Source organism: Exiguobacterium sp. FSL W8-0210 (assembly GCF_038006045.1).
GTDB lineage: Bacteria > Bacillota > Bacilli > Exiguobacteriales > Exiguobacteriaceae > Exiguobacterium_A.
This window is the reverse complement of the sequence record NZ_JBBOUK010000001.1, coordinates 1960838-1979864: the sequence shown is the minus strand read 5'-3', so window position 1 is coordinate 1979864 and position 19027 is coordinate 1960838. Positions and strand designations below refer to the sequence as shown.

Annotated in this window: 17 protein-coding genes, 2 pseudogenes and 1 riboswitch; of the genes and pseudogenes, 16 read left to right on the top strand and 3 right to left on the bottom strand. The window is 48.7% G+C overall.

Annotated features, from left to right (window positions below; all coding sequences use genetic code 11):
- Positions 1–59: 59 nt before the first annotated feature.
- Positions 60–869, top strand: a complete 810-nt coding sequence (locus MKY22_RS10485; RefSeq protein WP_341088713.1) for a GNAT family N-acetyltransferase — start codon at positions 60–62, stop codon at positions 867–869.
- A gap of 103 nt (positions 870–972) precedes the next feature.
- Here the strand turns inward: MKY22_RS10485 and MKY22_RS10480 are convergent, their stop codons facing one another.
- Together MKY22_RS10480 and MKY22_RS10475 are read right to left on the bottom strand one after the other, a co-directional pair.
- Positions 973–1944, bottom strand: coding sequence for a zinc-binding dehydrogenase (locus MKY22_RS10480; protein ID WP_290778100.1), 972 nt, complete (start codon positions 1942–1944; stop codon positions 973–975).
- A gap of 2 nt (positions 1945–1946) precedes the next feature.
- Positions 1947–2438 (bottom strand): lactoylglutathione lyase family protein, encoded by a 492-nt coding sequence (locus MKY22_RS10475; RefSeq protein ID WP_023468778.1) that lies wholly within the window; start codon positions 2436–2438, stop codon positions 1947–1949.
- A gap of 104 nt (positions 2439–2542) precedes the next feature.
- Between MKY22_RS10475 and MKY22_RS10470 the strand changes: the two are divergent.
- From MKY22_RS10470 to MKY22_RS10450, 4 genes and pseudogenes are all read left to right on the top strand, one after another.
- Positions 2543–2856, top strand: a pseudogene (locus MKY22_RS10470) (winged helix-turn-helix transcriptional regulator).
- A 19-nt stretch (positions 2857–2875) separates the two neighbouring features.
- A complete protein-coding gene (locus tag MKY22_RS10460; protein ID WP_023468776.1) occupies positions 2876–3565 on the top strand; it encodes a metal-dependent hydrolase in 690 nt (229 codons plus the stop codon).
- 205 nt (positions 3566–3770) lie between these two features.
- Entirely contained in the window at positions 3771–4673 is a 903-nt protein-coding gene (locus MKY22_RS10455; protein ID WP_341088712.1) for a hypothetical protein, read from the top strand.
- Positions 4670–5581, top strand: a complete 912-nt coding sequence (locus MKY22_RS10450; protein ID WP_029342116.1) for an FUSC family protein — start codon at positions 4670–4672, stop codon at positions 5579–5581. The genes MKY22_RS10455 and MKY22_RS10450 overlap by 4 nt, the downstream gene beginning before the upstream one ends.
- 63 nt (positions 5582–5644) lie before the next feature.
- Here MKY22_RS10450 and MKY22_RS10445 read toward each other — a convergent pair whose 3' ends face one another.
- The gene (locus MKY22_RS10445; RefSeq protein WP_050677513.1) at positions 5645–7336 is read right to left on the bottom strand and encodes an Rqc2 family fibronectin-binding protein; all 1692 of its coding nucleotides are present in this window, start codon (positions 7334–7336) and stop codon (positions 5645–5647) included.
- Between the two features lie 168 nt (positions 7337–7504).
- Between MKY22_RS10445 and gmk the strand changes: the two genes are divergently transcribed.
- From gmk to rpe, 11 genes and pseudogenes are all read left to right on the top strand, one after another.
- On the top strand, positions 7505–8122 hold the full coding sequence (gene gmk, locus MKY22_RS10440) for a guanylate kinase (RefSeq protein WP_174316772.1): 618 nt from the start codon (positions 7505–7507) through the stop codon (positions 8120–8122).
- Position 8123: 1 nt separating this feature from the next.
- On the top strand, positions 8124–8327 hold the full coding sequence (gene rpoZ / locus MKY22_RS10435; protein ID WP_029342114.1) for a DNA-directed RNA polymerase subunit omega: 204 nt from the start codon (positions 8124–8126) through the stop codon (positions 8325–8327).
- Positions 8328–8383: 56 nt separating this feature from the next.
- Complete coding sequence (gene coaBC, locus MKY22_RS10430) at positions 8384–9574, top strand: bifunctional phosphopantothenoylcysteine decarboxylase/phosphopantothenate--cysteine ligase CoaBC (RefSeq protein WP_341088709.1); 1191 nt, start codon at positions 8384–8386, stop codon at positions 9572–9574.
- Entirely contained in the window at positions 9571–11895 is a 2325-nt protein-coding gene (priA, locus tag MKY22_RS10425) for a primosomal protein N' (RefSeq protein WP_341088707.1), read from the top strand. The genes coaBC and priA overlap by 4 nt, the downstream gene beginning before the upstream one ends.
- Positions 11896–11904: 9 nt before the next feature.
- Positions 11905–12294 (top strand): annotated as a pseudogene (def, locus tag MKY22_RS10420) (peptide deformylase); the annotation flags it as partial.
- 72 nt (positions 12295–12366) lie between these two features.
- Entirely contained in the window at positions 12367–13287 is a 921-nt protein-coding gene (gene fmt / locus MKY22_RS10415) for a methionyl-tRNA formyltransferase (protein ID WP_035396898.1), read from the top strand.
- Positions 13284–14615 (top strand): 16S rRNA (cytosine(967)-C(5))-methyltransferase RsmB, encoded by a 1332-nt coding sequence (gene rsmB / locus MKY22_RS10410; RefSeq protein WP_341088706.1) that lies wholly within the window; start codon positions 13284–13286, stop codon positions 14613–14615. Before fmt ends, rsmB begins: the two co-directional genes overlap by 4 nt.
- An 18-nt stretch (positions 14616–14633) precedes the next feature.
- Complete coding sequence (locus tag MKY22_RS10405) at positions 14634–15368, top strand: Stp1/IreP family PP2C-type Ser/Thr phosphatase (RefSeq protein WP_035396748.1); 735 nt, start codon at positions 14634–14636, stop codon at positions 15366–15368.
- Between the two features lie 2 nt (positions 15369–15370).
- A complete protein-coding gene (pknB, locus tag MKY22_RS10400) occupies positions 15371–17305 on the top strand; it encodes a Stk1 family PASTA domain-containing Ser/Thr kinase (protein WP_341088705.1) in 1935 nt (644 codons plus the stop codon).
- Between the two features lie 25 nt (positions 17306–17330).
- A complete protein-coding gene (gene rsgA / locus MKY22_RS10395) occupies positions 17331–18236 on the top strand; it encodes a ribosome small subunit-dependent GTPase A (protein WP_341088703.1) in 906 nt (301 codons plus the stop codon).
- 2 nt (positions 18237–18238) lie between these two features.
- Positions 18239–18895 carry a ribulose-phosphate 3-epimerase gene (gene rpe, locus MKY22_RS10390; protein ID WP_029342106.1) on the top strand — a complete coding sequence of 219 codons (657 nt, stop codon included), beginning with the start codon at positions 18239–18241 and terminating at the stop codon, positions 18893–18895.
- A gap of 22 nt (positions 18896–18917) precedes the next feature.
- Positions 18918–19027: riboswitch (TPP riboswitch) on the top strand.

Here is a 19027-nt window from a genome sequence, read left to right as displayed (position 1 = left end):
GCCCTACGATTTCTAGTGAATGTTTTGGTACACTAGAAAAATAAAGGAGGTCGTCGACTATGGTGACGCATTATCGTGATTATGAACAGTTCAAAAAGGTCGTCCTCCCGTTTTTGCTTGAACGTCCGGATACCCATCAGTTGATTCTTGGCATATTAGAACGTGGGGATGAACCGCTCTTGATGGCAACGGCACAAGAAGGCGATCATCGTCTCGTCATATTGCAAACGATACCGGAGCAAGCCATCGTCGCAGGGGATGTGTTCTCGCAAGAAGGAATCCGAAAGCTTGCGCGAATTCTGGATAGTCCAGGATTCGTCGGAGAACAGGCTATCTTAGCGCCGCTGTTACTCCCACATTCCATGTATGAGGTACATATGGAACAGGGGATGTATGCATTGACGAAGGTCGAGATGCCGCAGGTTCCGAAAAATGTCGTCTTCCGACCGATTTCGGACGATGAAAGACAACAAGCCTTAGCGTTTGCGTCCGGATTTTTATATGAAGTTGAAACGCGACCTTCTGAGCGACAGCTTACGCAACTCCATCAGTCGATGACGCGACACATCCACCAAAGAAGCTTGATCGGACTGTTTCGTGAAGATGTGCTTGTCGCGATGGCAGCAGCGACGCGTCCGACGCAAACTGGGATTACGATTTCTTACGTCTATACGCCGAAAGAACTGCGTGGAAATGGGTATGCCTCTTATCTTGTCGCCAAACTATCTGAACATCTACTACAGTCTTATCCGGTCGTGACGCTCTACACTGATTGGTCGAACCAGACAGCGAATAAGATCTATCAGCATGTCGGTTTCGAGTTAGTCGGACGATCCTTACATATCAAGAAACAAGACCGCTACCGGTAAGTATCGAGTTTCTTATTTCGATGTCTAGACATTGATATGCACAACAACAGCCGATCATCCTGTTATCTAAGGACGATCGGCTGTTTCATGTCAAATTGAGAAATCAATTGAATGTAGCGATGATTTTACCACGGACGTGGCGTTCAGATAGACGTTGCAATCCTTTGACGATGTCTGCTGCTGGAATCTCTTCTGTAACGAGTGGATCGAGTTCTTTTGCTGCGACGAATTTTAATAACTCGCTTGCCATATAACCGAGATTTCGGATGGCACGGTCATCTTCGCTTGCATAAGCAGCCGCGAGTGCCACTTCATGGATCGAAGGGGAGAGCGTGAACGGCTTAACGACCGACTGATCGGGACCACCGGCGATGAAGGCAAGTTGCCCCGAGAAGGCAAGACGTCCGAGATCAGCTGTTGCTTCATCTCGACCCACCGTATTAAAAATCAAGTCAGCGCCGCGACCGTTCGTCCAATCGCGGATGACATCCGTGACATTTTCTTTTTTGTAGTCGATGGCAAGATCGGCACCGAGTCGCTTGACCCACTCATGATTTTCCGTCGAAGCAGTCGTCGCGACCTTAAGACCAAGGCGTTTTGCGAGTTGAATGCCGATGCCACCAACACCACCTGCACCAGCATGGATAAGGATCGTTTCTTTCCCTGTCGTGTTCATCTTCTGAACGATGGCTTCATAGGCAGTCATGCCTGCGCAAAGAATCGCAGCGGCTTCAGCGAATGAGATGTCTTCCGGAATCAGGGCGAGGGCACGTGTATCGACGAGGGCATATTCAGCAAAAGCACCATCGCGTTGCAGGTTCGTATGAATCGCTACACGATCGCCGATTTTCACTTCTGCGCCGGGTCCGATTTGTTCGACGACACCAGCTAAATCGACGCCTGGAATATGCGGGAACGTCCAAGCTGGATTGTTGGTCGCCTTATAGTCGACGGGATTCAGCGCGACGGTTTTGACACGAATCAAGGCTTGACCTTCTCCTGGCGTCGGTGTTTCGACCTCTTCGAATGTCCATTGATCAATGGCTGTACCTGAGTGATTTAACCATGCTTTCATGTTTAATACGCTCCTTCCGAATAGGTGAGTTCATACGAGTGAGAGTAGATTTCGACGAGGTTACCGAATGGATCCTCACAGTAGACCATTCGATACGGCTTGTCTCCCGGATAGTATTCGCGGATCGGCATCCGTTGTTTGCCGCCGTGGGCGACGATTTTTTCGACGAGTCCTTCGACGTCTGGATCTTGGATCGCATAATGGAAGATGCCTGTTTTCCAGAATTCGAAGTTATTTTCGGGTTGTTCATTGTTCGGGAACTCGAACAACTCGATTCCGATGCGGTCACCTGTCGCCATGTGAGCAATCCGGAACTTGTTCCATCCTGCACCAAAGACATCCGTACACATGACACCGATGGCAGAGTCATCTTCGAGGACATCAGATGGTTCCATGATGATATACCAACCCATCACCTCTTGATAAAAACGGACGGCTTCGTCGAGATTCGGTACAGAAAGACCGATGTGCGAAAAATTACGTGGATACGTTATGCTTAACACTCCTTTTGCAAAATGATTTACGCATACTCTAACTTACGCTACACTCGATTGCATAGTACGCACTTTGAAGTAACTACTCTGGAGGAGAGAACAACATGTCGACAGAACAATTTCCGGTCAATCGGGCGCTCGCCATCATCGGCGGAAAATGGCGTCCACAATTATATTGCACGTTAGAGAACGGTCCGAAACGTTTTTTAGAGTTACAACGTGCCATTCCCGGAATTTCTCGGAAAGTCTTGACGGATCAATTAAAAGAACTCGAACGTCTCGGAATGATGAACGGATTGAGTATGATGAAGCCGTCTTACATGTCGAATACAAATTGACAGAAGCGGCATTTACACTGCAACCAGCCATGAAAGGTTTATGCGCATGGGGGGAAGGGAATCAATTATCCGAATCCTAATCGAGAGGCAGTGAATTAGATGAAGCTAACTTATCATGGACAGTCAACAGTAACGATTGAAACGAATGGTCACCATCTCGTCATCGATCCATTCTTTAGTGGTAATGAAAAAGCGACGACGAATCCAGATGACGTCAAGGCAGATTTTATTTTGTTAACCCATGCCCATGCCGATCATATGCTGGATGCAGAGCGTATCGCGAAAGCCACGGGAGCAACAATCATTGCTACGCACGAACTGGCGACGTATCTGAGTTTCAAAGGCCTCAACGTTCATCCGATGAATCTCGGCGGACAGTTTGAATTCCCGTTTGGTAAAGTGAAGATGACACAGGCATTCCATTCATCAAGTATCATCGATGAGGAAAAACAGACGATTACGTACATGGGGATGCCGGCTGGATTCTTGCTGACGATCGAAGGAAAGGAAATCTATCATGCAGGCGATACGGCACTGTTCGGGGATTTAGCCCTTTATGGCGCTCATCACGAAATCGATTTAGCCTTCTTACCGATCGGTGATAACTTCACGATGGGTCCGGATGATGCGTTGATCGCTGCAGATATGTTGCAAGCGAAAGCCGTCGTACCAATCCACTACGATACATTTGATTTAATCAAACAAGATGCGAACGCATTCTGTGAAAAGATTGAAGCGCAAGGTCAAACGGGTCATCCACTCGCGATTGGCGAGTCACTCGAATTATAATCCGTTCTTAAGCAAAGGAGAGGAAACGTCAATGTTCCTCTCCTTTTTGTCGATTATTGTTCTGGAATGTCAGTGGTTCATCCGATGACGCTTCCTTCTTCCGCCCGATGGCGAAACGGTGAACTTCTTCTATGATAAGAAGGGGGCTGTTGACAGCCGATTCAGATATTCGGAATAATGGTAGACATGAGATGGAGGGGCTGACATGGAAGAGCATAACAGTAGGAGTGTGCGGAAACGAAAACAATCGTCGTTCACACGCTTAAAAAATAAACAAAAACAAAAGATGGATGCACGGTTGAACCGGATTGGAGAAAAAGGACCAGTGAAGCGACCGCTTTATTTATACGGTGGTGTCATTCTCGGACTTGTCGTCATCTATTCAATCACATTGCTCGTCTCAACGGAATTGTTATCACGAGGCGAAACATTCAAAACGACGAATCGCTATAAATCTCTCGCCATCGAGGCGCCGCACGCAACGGTACAATTCATTCGAAGCACAGATGGAAACGTCCAAATCAAGCTCGTCGATAGTGCGTCGAGTGGCAAACGACTGAAAATCAGTACATCGACGAATACGGTGACGGTGACAGGACGAGATGGTTGGCTATCTCGACTTGGCAATCGTCCGAGCGAAAAAACAGCAGACTATACGATTCAAGTGGGACTACCAAGTTATATGAACCGTGTCGATGTCGAGGCTGGAACACTTAAAGGAATGGGCATCTACGCAAAAACGATCGAGATGGACGGAGAAGCGATGAGTCTCGATAAAGTAAAAGGTGATGAGATTACACTGAATGCTACACGTGCGATTTCCGTCAAGGAAATGGACGCCGTCCATGCGCAGGTGACAGGCGAGAGTGTCTCACTGGCAGACTATATGGCGAAATTGAGTCTTGATGTCACGACGATTGACGGCGCGACGAAGCTAAAACCAGATAAATCAGCCGGTACGATTACGATTGACACGGGAGGCGATATTAAAGCCTCTGACCGATATACGAAACAAAAGAATAAGGATGAGACGATTTATGAACTGTCGAAACAAGAAAAACCGGAAGTGACAGTCAATAGTGAAGTCGGGCAGGTGACGCTCGAGTGAAATTAAAGTTTCGGATTGGACTTCGAACGATCAAGACCGGTATCGCGGTAGCTCTTGCACTCAGCATCTCTTGGTATGTATTCGGTATTTATTCAGGAATGGGGGCTGTCGCAGCCATCGTTGCGATGCAACCGACGATCCATCGTTCATTTAAAATCGTCTTCAATCGAATTTTCGGAACGGTACTCGGACTGATGTGTGGACTCGCCATCGTTGCGACACTTGGTGCCAATCCACTGACGATCGGACTCGCCGTCGTCGTCTCGCTCGTCCTCAATTCGATGATTGGACGAACGGATATGTCGACGTTCGCTGCTTTTGCGATCGTCTTGATGTTCGAGAGCCCGACCGCTGACTACGTCCACTATGCCTTATCACGGTCGTTGTTGACTGTCGTTGGGGTATTATCTGCCGTCCTCGTCAATTACATCGTCTTCCCGCCACATTATGAAGACCGCTTACTGTTACTCGTCAAAAAAACGACGCAACAGTTGATGGAAGATTGGCGAAGCCTTGTGCAAGATGATGGACGCTTGCTGACTGTCCGTAAACAAATCCTCAAACATGAGGAAATGATGTTGATGCTTCAAGAGGATCAAAAATATCCACTAGTGGCGAGCGGTCAAAGTGAAGCGTTCATTCGACTGAAGGAGCTTGTTGATCTTGAAGACAAGTTGCTCGTCTTGCTTGAAAGCATTGCTAGTCACCGGGATATCCCGATGACAGAAGAACAAGAAAAGACGCTCGGTCAGGAAATTGATTTCTTACTCAGCCATCATTACGATGTCATCTTCTCCCACGAACGAAAACAAGCGATGTTCTCATTCGATCAAGAATTAAGCGAGGCGAAGGATATCATCCATGGGCATTTGCTCGATTACCGGGAACAGTTAGAAAAAATGAAGTGAAGATGAAAAAGCGCTGTTTCTCCTAAATGTCACTTAGGAGAAACAGCGCTTTTTTGTGTAGCATCATTGACGTAAGGATTGGACGACATCTGGATCAGGTGTGACGTAAAGAGTCGTTTGATCCGTGTAGATGACGAATCCGGGCTTTGCACCACTCGGTTTTTTGACATAACGTAGTTCCGTGAAGTCGACCGGAACTTGGCTCGACTCACGTGCTTTCGAGAAATAAGCCGCGACAATCGCTGCTTCCTTCAACGTCGTCTCGTCCGGTGCATCACTTTGAATGATGACGTGTGATCCCGGGATATCCTTCGTGTGTAACCACGTATCGGACCTGCGTCCGAACTTGAACGTCGCGTAATCATTTTGTTTATTGTTCTTTCCGACGAAGAATGGAAGACCAGTCGAAGAACGGTATTCTTCGAGTTGTGGGAGCTGCGGTTTCTTTTTCTTCTTTTGTCGTTCGCGCAGATAACCTTCTTCGACGAGTTCCTCGCGCATTTCCCGGATGTCTTCCGGGGATGCGACATCGAGTTGCGCAAGTAAGCCTTCGAAGTACGCAATCTCAGCTTGGTTCTTCTCGAGCTGACGCGCGACTTCGACTTTGGCGGTTTTTAATTTGTTATACCGTTTGTAATAACGTTGCGCGTTCTCATTCGGCGAGAAACGAGGATCAAGCGTGATCGTGATCTCAGCACCATCTGGATCATAGTAATCGACGACGGTCGCTTCCTTCATCCCGCGTTCGAGCTGATAAAGATAGGTCGTCAGCAGTTCCCCTTTATGTTTCCATTCATCCATCCGTAACGTCGCTTCTAAATCTTTTTCGAGTTTTGAGCGCTTTAAGATATTCTTATCGTACTCGCTCTTGATGAACCGTTCGAGATCGGCTGCTTGTTGTTTGACGCGATCGCGGTTTGCTTTTTGATGGAAGAAGGCGTCGAGGACTTGACCACTCGTCTCGAACGTCTTCTCGTCGATGATGGATCCTTCCGTTAGCCGGACCGGTGCGAAGCGTTCCTTACCACCTTCCATCCGTTGCAACACATAAGGACCATCGAGTTCCTTCAGGACATCTTGAAAGGCAGATGCAAGATTCGTCCGGTTAGCAAGACCTGCCCGTGTGACGACTTCCTTTGCGATTTGCGGAGATAGACCACTGAAGAGACCAAGTAACTGTCGATCGAGTTTCCCAGCGTTCCAGTCGATTCGGTGAAGGGTCTTTTCGATATCTCCCGTAAGCGGATCAACTTTATCCTGTGCCGGCGGAAGCTGGTATGTCATCCCTGGCATGATCGTCCGGAAGGTATTTTGACTGAGTGGTAAGTGTTTGATCGCATCGAGGATCTTATCTTGTCCATCGGTCAAAATGATGTTCGAGTGACGTCCCATCAACTCGACATAGATTTTTTTCGCTTCCTCATCACCGAGTTCGTTCCGGGAGCGGACGCGCAAGACGATGATTCGGTCACGTTCGAGTTGTTCAATTGATTCGATGAACCCACCTTCGACATGTTTGCGGAGCATCATACAGAAGAGTGGGGGTTCACTCGGGTTGCTGACCGCTTCCGACGTAATGTGCATCCGTGCATACATGGCATTCGCAGAGGCGAGCAACAATACGTTTTTTCGCTCGGCCCGGACCTGGAATACTAAATCCAATGTATACGGTTGGTATACCTTATTGATCCGTCCTCCGACGAGCGGTTGGAGTTCTTCGACGACGCGTGTCGTCATCAATCCGTCAAAAGCCATACGATTACCTTCTTTCTTGATTTCGTTCTCACTTTCTAAAGGTAACAGAAATGGCATCGTTATGGTATGATAAAGCAGTCGAGCTAAAAAAGATGACTTGCGAACTTCCCGTCTCTACTGCTAATATGAAACAATGTGAAGTTTGTGAGATGGAGGGGTTTTGAAGTGATTTTCAAAGAGCGTGGCTTATTACTCGTATTATCTGGTCCAAGTGGTGTCGGAAAGGGAACGGTCTGTCGTGCCTTGCGCGAAGATCAGGATAACGATCTGCATTACTCGGTATCCTGTACGACGCGCCAACCGCGTGAAGGAGAAGTAGATGGTGTCCACTATTTCTTTAAATCGCGTGAAGAATTCGAAGAGATGATTGCGAACAATCAACTCTTGGAATATGCTGAATTCGTAGGGAACTACTATGGAACACCTGTCGAATGGGTGAACCAGATCCTAGATGAAGGAAAAGACGTCATTCTCGAAATTGAAGTTCAAGGGGCCATGCAGGTCAAAGAACATTTTCCGGAAGCTGTCTTCTTATTCCTTGCACCTCCAAGCCTCCAAGAATTACGGAACCGCCTCGTAGGGCGTGGAACGGAATCGGAGGAAGTCATTAAGCAACGTCTTCTCGTCGCTAAGGAAGAGATCGAGATGATGGATGCCTATGACTATGTCGTGACGAACGACGAAATTCATAAAGCCTGTGACCGGATCCAAGCGATCGTCACAGCGGAACATTGCAGTCGGGAACGTGTCGCGTCCCTATATAAAAAAGCCATGGAGGTTAAGTGATATGTTATATCCATCAGTTGATAAGCTTCAAAAGAAAGTACCGTCGAAATATACAATCGTTACAGTTGCCGCTAAGCGTGCGCGTCAAATCCAAGACGGGAAACGCGTGAAAGTCACGAACCCAAAATCGCATAAACCGGTCGGGAAAGCTTTAGAAGAGCTTTATTTCGAAGAAGTATCCGTCACGAACCAACCGCAAGACTAATTTTGAAGCAGCCACTTGTCATCGTGGCTGTTTTTTTCAATAAGGAGGACACCTACATGTTAACCAACCGAAACATTCTACTGTGTGTCGGCGGTGGAATCGCTTCCTACAAATCAGCAGCACTCGCTTCCAAACTCGTTCAAGCAGGCGCACATGTTCAAGTCGCGATGACGCGTAATGCGCAACAATTCGTCGGTAAGACGACATTTGAAGCACTGACGCGAAAAGCGGTCTATGATGACGTCTTCATCGAGCATGATCCGTCAAAGATCGCCCATATCGATTTAGCGGACGAAGCGGACCTGATCGTCGTCGCACCAGCGACCGCGAACTTGATTGCAAAACTCGCGCACGGGATCGCGGATGATTTCATCACGACGACGATCCTTGCAGCGACATGTCCCGTCATCGTCGCTCCAGCGATGAATGTCAACATGCTCGAACATCCGGCGACAGTCCGCAACATCGAACAACTGAAGCAGGACGGTGTCCAGGTGATTGCACCGGGAGTCGGAAATCTCGCATGTGGTTGGGTCGGGAAAGGTCGTTTACCTGAACCGGAAGATTTAGTCGCAACACTCTCAACGTTCTTTGAAGAGAAGTATCTAGCCGGACGAAAAGTCTTGATCAGTGCGGGACCGACCGTGGAACGGATTGATCCGGTTCGTTACTTGACGAATGATTCTTCAGGAAAGACAGGAATTGCGCTAGCAGAAGCAGCGCGAGATGCAGGAGCAGATGTCACGCTCGTACACGGGCCCCTTCGGATCGGACTACCGGCTGGCGTCGAAACGATTGCCGTCGAGTCGGGAGAAGAGATGCTCGAAGCCATGTTACGTGACTATGAGACGCAAGACATCGTCATCATGTCCGCTGCCGTAGCTGACTATCGACCGTCTGTCCAGTACGATCAGAAGCAGAAAAAAATTCACGGACCATTGCGGATTGAACTCGAGGAGACGACGGATATTCTGAAGACGCTCGGTGAGCAGAAAGAACATCAGGTATTAGTTGGATTTGCAGCGGAGACGACGGACGTCGAGACGTTCGCGAAACAGAAACTCGTCCGAAAGAAAGCGGATTTCATTGTCGCGAATGATGTCTCTCGTTCTGACATCGGATTTGTCAGCGACGAAAATGAGGTCGTCGTTTTTGGGAAGAATGATTCCGTCACGCGATACGATCAACAATTGAAATCGACGCTCGCTAAAGCGCTCATGCGCCAATTTGCGGAGGCATTGGCATGATAGCTGAAGTCATCGTCGATGTCGCAGCGGCCACCGTCGATCGTCCGTTTGATTATGCCGTGCCGGAACTCTGGCAGGAGCTGATTGTTCCCGGAATGCGCGTAGAGGTTCCGTTCGGTCCACGTGCGTTGCTTGGGATCGTCGTCGGAACGAAAGCAACCTCTGATTTGACGAACGTCAAATCGATTGTTCGTGTCTTAGATGAGACGCCGACCTATACGCAAGAATTACTCGAGCTGTCGGCTTATCTATCAGAAACGACCTTGTGTTTTCAGGCGACGGCGTTGCTTGCGATGCTGCCGGCTGCCTTAAAGGTGAGTTATGATAAACTGGTCATAGTCGAGTCGGGCCCACTTCGGGCATATCATGGTAAGAAAATGAGTCAATTACCAACGGAAGTCCAACAAATCATCTTAACAGCGGCGAAACAAGCTGACGTGACGCTTCAACCGGTCATTCGCGAGAAAAAGACGTCAAAGACGGATAAACGGATTCGTCTCCTAGAGGAACAGGCAACTTTTACGAAACAAGCGAGTCAACAAGCGGCACTGTATGCGTATATCCAAGAATTTCCGAATGCGCTTTGGAGTGAAATCAAGCAGGCGACGGGCGCAACGAGCGCGACGTTGAACGCCCTCGAGAAAAAAAGCATCATTGAAGTCGAGACGATTGATGTACGGCGAAATCCTTACGAACATCTCGTCCAAGACATCTTTGTGCCGTCCTCTTTGACGGAAAAGCAACAGGAAGCTGTCTCGGCGATTACGGCTGAAGCTGAGACCGGAACGTTTTTGTTACATGGCGTAACAGGAAGCGGAAAGACGGAAGTCTATCTTGAATCGATTCATGCACAACTCGAACGCGGTAGACAAGCGATCTTGCTCGTCCCTGAAATCAGTCTGACACCGATGATGGTCAAACGGTTCAAACGTCGTTTCGGAGAACGGGTCGCTGTCCTGCATAGCGGTCTATCGCTCGGAGAAAAGTATGATGAGTGGCGCAAAATCGCTCAAGGCGAGGTCGATGTCGTCGTCGGTGCACGGTCCGCCGTGTTTGCGCCGCTGACGAATATCGGAATCATCATTCTCGATGAAGAACATGAAACAACCTATAAACAAGAAGAGAATCCGCGCTATCATACGCGTGATGTTGCAAAATGGCGAGCGGCCTATCATCGTTGTCCCGTCGTGCTCGGAAGTGCAACGCCATTACTTGAGACGTATGCGCGGGCACAAAAAGGGGTCTATCGTTACTTACCGCTTCGCGAACGATTCGGTGGGGAACTGCCTCCGGTCGACATCGTTGATATGCGTAAAGAACTTGAACGGGGCAATCGGACTCCGTTCAGCCTCGCGCTCGTCGAAGGTATCAAAGAACGAATCGAGCGTGGGGAACAGACGGTATTACTTTTGAACCGTCGTGGATACACGACCTTCGTCTTATGTCGGGATTGCGGGGAGACGCTTCAATGTCCGCATTGTGCCGTCAATTTAACGTATCATCAACCTGAAAATCGCTTAAAGTGCCACTATTGTGGATTTGAGGCAGCGATGCCGAAAACTTGTCCGTCCTGTGAATCGACGAAGATTCGTCAGTTCGGAACGGGGACACAAAAGATCGAGGAAGAGTTGGCGCATTTGATTCCGGAAGCGCGCATTATCCGGATGGATCAAGATACGACGTCTCGTAAAGGCGCACACGAGAAGTTACTCGATGCCTTCGAGCGTAAGGAAGGAAACATTCTTCTCGGGACACAGATGATCGCAAAAGGTCTCGACTTTCCAAATGTCACGCTCGTTGGGGTGCTCGCTGCCGATGCGACGCTCGGTATTCCGGATTTTCGGGCAAGTGAGCGAACATTTCAGTTGATCACGCAAGTGTCGGGTCGTGCCGGGCGGGGGCAACTCGCCGGACAGTCGATCATCCAGACCTATAATCCGGAACACTACGTCATTCAGACGGCAAAACAGCATGATTTCGAAACGTTCTATAAGCGGGAGATGCAGTTGCGCAAACTCGGGGGACACCCTCCATTCTGGTTCCTTGGTCTGATCACGGTCTCGGCGACACATCCACTCGAAGCACAAGCAGAAGCGCAACAGATTGCTTCTGAGCTGCGGGCTTTCGAATCGGAGGATTTAGTCGTCAATGGACCGTTCGATGCGCCACTTGCTCGACTGAAGAATATGTACCGACAACAGGTCTTAATTAAACATAAAGGGCAGGAAGATGTCCGGACACATCTCCGTGATATCTTAGCCCGTCGTCAAAAATCAAAAACACAAGTCGCGATCGACTTGAATCCATTTGTATTCATGTGAGGTGTCTGTATGTATAAAGTAGTAGAAGTACCAAATGATGTATTACGACAGGTATGTGAACCTGTCACGAAGTTCGATAAAAAACTCGGTAAGATGATCGACCGGATGTTCGATACGATGTACGAATATGATGGTGTCGGCTTAGCGGCACCGCAAATCAATCAACCGATCCGTGTAGCTGTCGTCCATACGGATGATGAGACAGGACCGATCGAGCTGATCAATCCGGAAATCATCGAAGCCGATGGTTCACAAATCGATGACGAAGGATGCCTCAGCATGCCAGGCATTTTCGGACCGGTCGAACGGTTCGACCGCATCGTCGTCAAGTCTCAAGATCGTCTCGGGCGGACGGTCAAAATCAAGGCAAACGGCTTTTTTGCACGTGCCATCCAGCACGAGATGGATCATTTAGACGGTGTCCTGTTCACGGATAAACTCGTCGAGCAAGAAAAACCGCGCGTCGTCTTCATGGGGACGCCTGAGTTTGCGGCAGGAACACTGCGTGAAGTGATCGATGCCGGATATGACGTCGTCGGTGTCGTCTCACAACCCGATAAGCCGGTCGGACGAAAACGGGAAGTCAAACCGACACCAGTGAAACTCGTCGCGATGGAGCACGATATTCCTGTGTTGCAACCGAAACGGATTCGCGAGGATTATCAAGATGTTCTCGATTTAAAACCAGATCTCATCATCACGGCAGCTTACGGTCAGATCGTACCGACGGTGATTTTGGAAGCACCACGTTTTGGGGCGATCAATGTCCATGCGTCACTCTTACCGAAATATCGTGGCGGTGCACCGATTCATCAAGCAATCATCGATGGTGAAAAAGAGACAGGCGTGACGATCATGTATATGGTCGATCGATTGGATGCCGGTGATATGTTGTCAAAAATCATCGTTCCGATTGAAGAGAACGATACAGTTGGAACGATGTTTGAAAAATTAGCGGACGCAGGAGCGCGTCTGTTGCTTGAGACGTTACCGCGTTTGTTCGCAGGTGAATTGACACCGGAAGCACAAGTCGAGGCAGAAGCGACGTTTGCACCGAATATCTCACGTGAACGGGAACGGCTTGATTTTACGTTACCGGGTGAGACACTCTATGATCAAATCCGAGGAATGAATCCTTTCCCAAGTACGTACACGATGCTTGGTGATGATCGATTGAAAGTCTTTTTCGCGACGAAAGTCAAAGGAACGGGACGACCAGGTGAAATCATTGCTTTAGAAGCGGATGGTCCCGTCATCGCGACAGGTTCGGAAACAGCGTTGAAGCTGATCGACTTACAGCCGTCCGGAAAAAAACGGATGGATGGTGCCACGTTCATGCGCGGGATCGGTCAATCGCTTGAACTCGGACAACAAGTAGGTGAGAACGCATGAACGTACGTGACGCAGCAGTAGCGACACTAATGAAAATTGGTCAAGGTGGTGCCTTCTCGACAATCACAGTTCACCAGATGCTTGAAAAGCGTGCTATCTCAGCAACGGATGTCGGCTTGTTCACAGAACTCGTCTACGGGACGCTCAGTCGTGAATTGACACTGGATTATATTTTGGAGCCGTATCTAGCGAAACAGAAAAAACTTGATCCGTTCATGCGTCCATTATTACGGATGAGTGTGTATCAATTGTTTTATCTTGATCGTGTACCGGATCATGCCGTCATCCATGAAGCTGTCGAGATTGCTAAAAAACGTGGGAAAGTCCACGTCTCGAAAGTCGTCAACGGAGTGCTCCGGAATGTATTACGGGCGGGAATGCCCCATTTCGCTGAGATTGAGCCTGTTGCAAAACGAATCAGCGTCGAAACGAGTCATCCGCAGTGGCTCGTCGAACGCTGGATTGAACTGTTTGGTCCGGAAGAAACGCTTCAAATCTGTCAATTGAATAACACACCTGCACCGGTCACGGTTCGCATCAATCGGACGAAGACGACGCGAGAGGAAGCGATCGAGCTTCTACTCGACCAAGGTGTGACGGCAAACCCATCTACGGTCGCGCCAGATGGTCTCGAAATCGAACGAGGAAGCGTTCAAAAAACGGATCTGATTGACCGTGGGTATCTTTCTCTGCAGGATGAGAGCTCAATGCTCGTCGCCCGTGCACTCGGTGCAGAAACATCTGATCATGTACTTGACAGCTGTGCCGCACCTGGTGGGAAAGCGATGCATATTGCTGAAGGTTTGACGACGGGAACACTACAGGCACTTGATCTTCATCCACATAAGATTAAATTGATTGAACAGCAAGCGACACGATTAGGTCTTACGACTGTTCAAGCAGAAGCGTTAGATGCTCGTAAAGCAGGAGACCGCTTTGAAGTAGAATCGTTTGATCGGATTCTTGTCGACGCACCTTGTTCAGGACTCGGTGTCATTCGAAGAAAACCAGATATCAAATGGACGAAACGCCCGGAACAACTCGAGCAACTCCCGAAAATTCAACGAGATATTCTGACATCTGTCTTACCACTCGTTAAAAAGGGTGGAACCTTTGTCTATTCGACTTGTACGATTGATCCGACCGAGAACGAGGACCAGACAGCGTTCATTCTCGATCAAGGGTTCGATTTTGACACATCCTTTGCGGCACGCATGCCAGAATCCGTGCGACATCTGATTGGGGATCGAGCAGAACTCAAGTTGTTACCGACGACAGTCGGAACGGATGGCTTCTATATTGCCGCGTTTAAAAAACGAGAAGATTGACACGAACGGAGGACTGTCATGGAGTTAGCTCACCTTTCGACTACTGGGAAAGTCAGGACTAAAAATGAGGATACGGTATTACTCGTCGGGAACGCTGAACGTGGTCTTGCCGTCGTTGCGGACGGTATGGGAGGTCATGCTGCTGGCGATATCGCAAGTGCAATTGTTCGCGAGGTATTTGAAGCATCCTTTTCACTCATGCCAAATCGTCCGATGGAATTGTCTGAATGGATAGAACAACGTGTAGCCGAGGCAAATGCCCGGATTCTTCAGTTTTCAAAAGAAGAGCAACTTGCCATCGTCGGAACGACCATTGCCTGCGTATGCTGGGTCGAGGAGTTGCTCGTCATCGGTCATGTTGGGGATAGCAGAGTCTATGCCCTTGAAGGTACGGCGTTAAAACAATTGACGGATGATCATTCTTACGTCAACATGTTACGACAAATGGGGGAACTTTCGGATGAGGAAGTCGAAAATCATCCACGTAAGAATGTCATCACACGGTCGGTCGGCTCGAACGAAACAGTCGAAGTCGACATTCAAGTCAGAGATGCTCCAGACTATGACCTCGTCCTCGTCTGTAGTGACGGGTTGACCGATGAAGTGCCAGATGATGTCATCGAACAGATCATCTTACAGGATGAGCCGCTTGATGAGATCGTTGGACGATTGGTGAAAGAAGCGAATGCTCGAGGAGGCGCGGATAACATTACGATTGCCGCCATCCGGTTCAAAGAAAGAAAGAGGGTCTGAATATGCGATACGGAGATCGATTAAATGACCGCTACCGCATAGAACGGCTAGTTGGAAGTGGCGGGATGGCGAATGTCTATCAAGCCTATGATGAGATTTTAAAGCGTCATGTTGCCATTAAGATTTTACGGACTGAATTTTCGCATGACGAACAGTTCATTCGTCGATTCGAACGTGAAGCGCATGCTGCTACCAGCTTGAATCATCCAAACATCGTTGCCGTCTATGATGTAGGCGAAGAAGATGCCATCTATTACATCGTCATGGAGTATATCGATGGTATGACATTAAAAACATTTTGTGAAAATCAAGCATTACCTGTGCCGCAGGCCGTCGATATCATCGCTCAAATTTGTGATGCGATTGATCACGCCCATGCACACCGGATCATCCATCGCGATATCAAACCGCAAAACATGTTGATTCGAGAAGATGGTACCGTCAAAGTAACGGATTTCGGAATCGCTGTGGCGATGTCGAATGCGACGCTGACGCATACGATGTCCGTTCTTGGGTCCGTGCATTACTTTTCACCGGAACAAGCAAAAGGTAAATTTGCGGATGAGAAGTCGGATATCTATTCGCTTGGTGCTGTCTTATACGAACTCGTCACAGGACAAGTCCCGTTCGAAGGTGATTCACCGGTTGCGATCGCTTTAAAGCATCTGCAAGATACACCGCGTCGCCCATCCGTCTTGAATCCGAAAGTGCCGCAAGCACTCGAGAACTGTATCATGCAGGCGCTCGCGAAAGCACCGCATGACCGTCAACAGTCCGTCGCAGCCTTTAAGGCAGATATGGTGACGGCGTTGTCTGACGAACGGGCAAGTGAAAGCATCCGAGGTGCAGAAGAGGATGAGATGGAAAAGACAATGGTTTTATTACCTGTCCAAGTGCCAGAAGAATCAAAAGCGGAACTAGAATCACCCGCCGTCGCAACTGTTCAACCGAAAACACCGGAAAAGAAAAAGAAAAAACGCTGGTGGATCATCCTCTTGTTACTCCTTTTACTGGGTGGGGCGGCTACGACGTTCGCGATGTGGCCGGATCCAACGGTCACCGTACCATCTGTCGTCAAGACGGATGGAGACGATGCGGAAACGAAGCTTGAGAAACTTGGATTTGTCGTCGAGACAACGGAACGGAGTAGCGATACGGTCGAAGAAGGCGATGTCATCAGTCAAACGCCTCGTGAAAAAGCACAGGTCAAGAAGGGCTCGACAGTCAATTTGGTCGTTTCTACTGGTAGCGCTCCGGTTGAGGTATCGGATGTGACGGATGAAGCTGAAAAAGAAGCAATTGCAACGCTAAAAGAAGCAGGATTCGCAAAAGTCGAAGTCGAGCGAGAGAAGTCGGATGAAATCGCGCGAGGAAATGTGATCCGGCAATCGATCTCTGCTGGAACGGAGGTCATTGCGAAAGAACAAACGATTACGATTACTGTATCTGAGGGGACGTCTTCTTTCGAGTTGAAGGATTTGACGAATTTATCGAGTGATGAAGCAAAAGCTTATCTCGATAAAGTAGGATTAGACGGAACGTTCGAACAAGAATTTTCTAGCGATGTCAAACTCGATCAAGTCATCCGTCAATTCCCACAAGCTGGCGCACAAGTCGAGCCGAACGACTCCGTGACGGTCTTCATCTCTAAAGGTGAGGAAGAAAAAACAGTGACGGCGACGTTCCCTGAAAAGGTCGTCTATGATGCTGTTAGTGAAGATGAAGAAGAGGCTCCGCCGAAACAAGTCATCCGAATCGAGACGGAAGACGCGAAAGGGAAGCGGACCGTCATCGAGGAATCAATTGATCAAGATGAGACATTCGACGTGCCATTAACGATTGATCCGGGAGAAGAAGGCAAAATTACGATCTATAAAGACGATACGGTGTATCGTTCAAAAACCATCACGTACAATCAAGCAAAAGACGCACAATGAATGTGATAAAAAAGGAGTGCATAGGATGACGGAACAACGCATCGAAGAGAATCGAGAAGGAACGATCATACGCCTGCAGGGCGGCTTTTATGATGTCATGACACCAGAAGGAGAAGTTCGTTCACGAGCAAGAGGAAATTTCCGAAAACGCGGCATCAGTCCAGTCGTCGGAGATGAAGTCGTGCTTCATATCGAAAGTGAGACCGGGTACATTCTCGAAGTGAAGGAGCGGGACAACTTTTTAGTACGCCCTCCAGTCGCGAATATCGACCAGGCATTGCTCGTCGTCTCGGCGGCAGAACCTGATTTTTCAGCGCACTTGCTCGACCGATTTCTCGTTTTGATCGAAGCGAAGGAAATTCAACCCGTCATCCTGTTGACGAAGATGGATTTGCTGGACGATGTTAAAGGACCGGCTGTCCGAGACGCCATTGCCGCTTACCGGAAGATTGGGTATACGGTCATCGAGACATCAAGTGAGACGTTGGCAGGTGTTGAGCAAGTCCGTCCGTTACTTGCTGGAAAAACGAGCGTTCTCGCCGGACAATCCGGTGTCGGGAAAAGTTCATTGCTCAATGCACTGGAACCCTCTCTTGATTTAGAAACAAGTGCGATCTCGAAATCACTCGGACGCGGACGTCATACGACGCGCCACGTCACATTGATGCCGCTTGCCGAAGGATTGATTGCCGATACGCCAGGTTTCTCGAACCTCGATTTTCCGTATGATATGGAAATCGAGGATGTACGGTGGAGTTTCCCTGAATTCGTGGCTGTACAAGATGATTGCAAATACCGAGGTTGCTTGCATTTGAATGAACCCGGTTGTGCCGTCAAGGAAGCCGTCGAAGCCCAAGAAATCATGTCCTCTCGTTATGAGAACTATGGTATGTTTATAGACGAAATCAAGAATCGAGCCCGGAGGTATTGAAGATGATTAAAATTGCACCATCTATCTTATCAGCAGATTTTGCGAATCTCGAACGCGATGTTAAAGCAGTCGAAGCAGCAGGCGCGGACTATATCCATTTTGATGTCATGGACGGTCAGTTCGTACCGAACATCTCATTTGGATTACCTGTGCTTAGCAGCTTACGTCAAAAGACGGATATGATTCTCGATGTCCATTTGATGATTGACCAGCCAGAACGTTTCGTCGAGGATTTCGTCAAAGCAGGGGCGGACATCGTGACGTTCCACGTCGAAGCGACGAATCATGTCCATCGTGTCTTGCAACAAATCAAAGCAGCGGGCGCAAAGGCAGGAGTCGTCTTGAATCCCCATACGCCATTATCAACGATTGAACACGTCCTTGAGGATGTCGATATGGTTTTATTGATGACGGTCAATCCGGGCTTCGGCGGACAAGCCTTCATCGAGCGTGTCATGCCGAAACTCGCAGCACTTGCGCAAATGAAAGCAGATCGTGGTCTGACATTTGAAATCGAGATTGACGGTGGCGTCAATCCGGAAACGGCAAAGCTTTGCATCGATAACGGTGCGAACGTTCTCGTCGCAGGATCAGCAATCTACAATGCACCAGATTATGCGGAAGCGATCACTAGCATTCGTCAAGGGGCTGCCGTATAATAAGAACGAGAAAACGAAATATGATGACCGCAAGGGGTGTCGCTTGAAAAGCGGCTGAGAGGAGTCTTTTAGACTTTAACCCTTCGAACCTGTTCCGTTCAAACGGACGTAGGGATGTGGCGCACGCAGGCA